Origin of the sequence: Nocardiopsis chromatogenes YIM 90109 (assembly GCF_000341185.1) — a bacterium.
Lineage (GTDB): Bacteria > Actinomycetota > Actinomycetes > Streptosporangiales > Streptosporangiaceae > Nocardiopsis_A > Nocardiopsis_A chromatogenes.
In genome coordinates, this window is record NZ_ANBH01000262.1 from 1 (window position 1) to 3420 (window position 3420).

Consider the following 3420-nt stretch of genomic DNA (forward strand, 5'->3'; position numbering starts at 1 on the left):
CGTTCTTCCACCCGCTGGACGCGGTGCGGGACTGGAACCGGATCTACGGGCCGTCGGGGCTGGTGCAGTACCAGTTCGTGGTGCCGTTCGGCGCCGAGGACGCCCTGCGGTCCATCGTCGCCCGGTTGTCGGCGGCCGGGGCGCCGTCGTTCCTTGCGGTGCTCAAGCGCTTCGGCGCGGGGACGCCCGGGCCGCTCTCGTTCCCCCGGCCGGGGTGGACGCTGGCCCTGGACCTGCCCGCGTCCCTGCCCGGCCTGGCGCGCCTGCTGGACGGTTTCGACGAGAAGGTGCTGGAGGCCGGGGGAGCGATCTACCTGGCGAAGGACGCGAGGGCCAGGGCGGAGACCGTGCACGCCATGTACCCGCGCATGGACGAGTGGAGGACGGTCCGAAAGCGTGTCGACCCGGACGGCGTATTGGTGTCGGACCTGTCCCGCCGTTTGGAGTTGTAGAGAGCGGACGCCCTCGTGGGTCCCGACGGGGCATGGTTCATGCCTGGTTGAACCGCTCGTTGTGCGGTGCTCGCGTCGGGGTTTGTCTCGGGGGGTGGTTCCGGTTGTATCCCCACCGCCCGCCGCAGTGGCCGCCGAAGGTGCCCGGGCCCTCCCACCCCCAGGGGCGCCGCGTGCTGCCCGCTTGAGGTCTCGGCCGCGGGGCTCATCGAGGTCGTCGGCCTGCTTCCTTGGACAGCAGCCGATCCGGGGCTCCCGGCCACGCCCGCTGCGCGCCGTCAGCGGTCACTGTGAGACCGGACTCCTCGACCCCAGGGCGCCCCTGTCCATCCCACCAGTTCCACGCCGCCTCGACTTCGCTCCACAAGGAGCGAGGCCCGGCCTGGTGGACCCGGCCCGCGCCCGTGTCGCCGTCGACGACCGCCGCCGCCCAGGACCGGCCGGTCAGGCTGTAGATCCACAGGACCGTGCCGTCCTTGTCGTCATGGCGTACCTGGGCGGCCCCGTCGACCAGCAGACCGAGGACGAAGGGCCGCGGGCCGTAGGGAGCCGTCGGTGCGACGTCGTCAGCGCCCAATGACGTCGTGGACGTCCGCCCGGGCCAGTCGTGAACGTGCCTCTCGTCGTCGGGCCATTCCAGTCTCTGTGAGCGCGCTTTCATGAACTGCACCAGTCCTGTGAAGCGGCCCGAGGCGCTCAGCCCGTCCTCCGCGACGACCAACCGCGCCACGGCATCCTGGGGTGAGAAATCGGTTCCCCAGGGCACCAGCAGGATGCCGCCCGGACGGGTCTGGGCCACCCAGGCCGCCGGAACCGTGCGCAGGCCGAAGGTCGCGATCACCCGGTCGAAGGGTGCGCGGTCCGGGGCGCCGAGCAGTCCGTCGCCGGTCACGACGTGCACGTCCCCGGCGACCTGGCGGAGGTTGTCCCGGGCGGTGCGCGCGATCTCCGGATCGGCCTCGATGCCCGTCACCGCGTGCGGCCCGAGGCGGTGGGCGAGCAGGGCCGCGTTCCATCCGGTGCCGGTCCCCGGTTCCAGGACGGTCATCCCGGGGTGGGCGTCGAGGTCGCGCAGCATGGAGGCCACGACCGAAGGCATCGACGCCGAAGAGGTGGGGACCGTGCCTTGCCGGGGCGACCCGTATGCGCCGTCGTCCCATTGCACGGTGATCGGTGCATCGGCCGTGGCCCAATAGGTCCATGGCTCGGGCGACGCTGTGCGGTCCACCAGGCTGCTCTGTCCGGTGCGGGTGTCGAAGGCCCACATCACTTCAGGGAGGAATGCGGACCGGGGCAGTTTCCTGAAGGCCGGTGCCCACTCGGAGGTCAGCGCGCCCGCCTCCAGAAGCATGCTGATCAGTTCTTCGGAGGCGGGCACAGGGGGCGTGCTCACTTCTCGTGCCTGCCCGGCGGCGGGCCGCCGTCCGGATGCGGTGGCGGGGGTGGGGGGCCGCGGTGCGGGACAGCAGACATCCCGAAGCCGGTCACATCGTCTTCCCCGGCGTCGAATGGGCCGCGTTCCTCAAGGACATCAAGGCTCGCGAACTGTAGTCACCAACGAGGTGGGCCCCGGGGGACCGGGGTCCCGGCCGTACGTCCCGGCTTTGTCGGTGCCGTCTGCGAACATGTCCCAGGACCGACGGAGCGTTCCCGGGAGGCGGGCGGCCATGGACCGCTATGACGTCAAGCGCGACCTCAAGCACCTCTACGCGCCCAAGAACACCGAGTGGGCCCTCGTCGACGTGCCCCCGCAGCGGTTCATCGCCGTCGACGGGCGCGGTGACCCCAACACCAGCGCCGCCTACGCCCGTGCCGTCGAAGCGCTCTACTCCGTCGCCTACACGGCCAAGTTCGCCGCAAAGCGCACCCTCGGCCGGGACTTCGTCGTCGCCCCGCTCGAAGGGCTCTGGTGGGCCGACGACCCCCGCGTGTTCATCACCCGTGACAAGGACGCCTGGCAGTGGCGCATGCTCATCTGCCTCCCCGACTGGGTCCCCGACGGTCTCGTCGAGGACGCCAAGGAGGCCGCGCAGGACAAGAAGGGCCTCCCGGCGATCGCGGACGTTCTGCGGGCCGACCTGCACGAGGGCACCTGCGCCCAGCTCCTGCACATCGGGTCCTACGACGACGAGGGCCCCGCCCTCGCCCGCCTGCACGACGAGTACCTCGCCGCCAACGGCCTGCGCATGTCCGGCCACCACCACGAGGTCTACCTCAGCGACCCCCGCCGCACCGCCCCCGCCAGGCTCAAGACCGTCCTCCGGCAGCCCGTCGGCCCGGCCCCTCAAGGGGCCTGACCCCCGGGGCCGTCACGCCCGGTCCCCCTCCTCGTCGCCGCGCTCCTCCTCGAACCGCTCCCGGCGCTCGCGTTCCCGCTCGCTGTACGCGGCCGCCCGCACCGCGGACTCGCTCTCGAACGTCGAGCCCAGGGCCCCGGCCACCGTCCCCATGGAACTGGCCATCCACGCGATGAGCAGGTACTGCCTCAGGCCGGCGGGATGCCCCACGACGGACTCCATGAAGGAGGCGTCGATGACGACGAGCGCCTCGGCGAGCGTCACCGCGAACAGCAGCACGTACATGCACAGCACGCCCAGCCCCACCGTGCAGACCGTGGACGTGTTGTACAGCACCACCACCCTGCGCAGGCGCTCGCCGTCCGGCCGCTCCCACAGCCCGTTGTAGACGATCAGCCACACGGCCATGGCGACCACCGCGAACGCGTTGACCAGGGCCAGCCGCGCCGGGTGCAGCACATCGGCCATCTGCCAGATCGAGTTGTAGAAGACGCCGAAGGAGCTGGTGGCCACGGATGCCGCGATGGCGCTGGACAGGCTGGGCAGCAGCCGCCAAGGACGGTTGGCGCGCACCATCCCCGTCAGCAGCCGCACCTTGCCGCGCGTACCGACCAGCTCCAGCGACTCGTCCATGGACTCCGGGTCCGGCGAGGTGAACCGGCGGGGCGACG

At 71.5% G+C, this 3420-nt stretch carries 4 protein-coding genes and 1 pseudogene; 3 read left to right on the forward strand and 2 right to left on the reverse strand.

Annotated elements, in window-relative coordinates:
* Positions 1 to 452 (forward strand): D-arabinono-1,4-lactone oxidase (locus tag D476_RS34340; protein ID WP_040726932.1); only part of this gene is annotated, 452 nt, incomplete at its 5' end.
* A 205-nt stretch (positions 453 to 657) separates the two neighbouring features.
* Here D476_RS34340 and D476_RS0124180 read toward each other — a convergent pair.
* Complete coding sequence (locus tag D476_RS0124180) at positions 658 to 1845, reverse strand: methyltransferase domain-containing protein (protein WP_204367013.1); 1188 nt, start codon at positions 1843 to 1845, stop codon at positions 658 to 660.
* A gap of 35 nt (positions 1846 to 1880) precedes the next feature.
* On the opposite strand from D476_RS0124180, the gene D476_RS36655 reads away from it, so the two are divergent.
* Together D476_RS36655 and D476_RS0124185 are read left to right on the forward strand one after the other, a co-directional pair.
* On the forward strand, positions 1881 to 2003 hold the full coding sequence (locus tag D476_RS36655; RefSeq protein WP_083939617.1) for a DUF397 domain-containing protein: 123 nt from the start codon (positions 1881 to 1883) through the stop codon (positions 2001 to 2003).
* 116 nt (positions 2004 to 2119) lie between these two features.
* Positions 2120 to 2749 (forward strand): GyrI-like domain-containing protein, encoded by a 630-nt coding sequence (locus D476_RS0124185; protein ID WP_017626497.1) that lies wholly within the window; start codon positions 2120 to 2122, stop codon positions 2747 to 2749.
* Positions 2750 to 2761: 12 nt separating this feature from the next.
* Here D476_RS0124185 and D476_RS38050 read toward each other — a convergent pair.
* Positions 2762 to 3420: pseudogene (locus tag D476_RS38050) on the reverse strand (hypothetical protein); the annotation flags it as partial.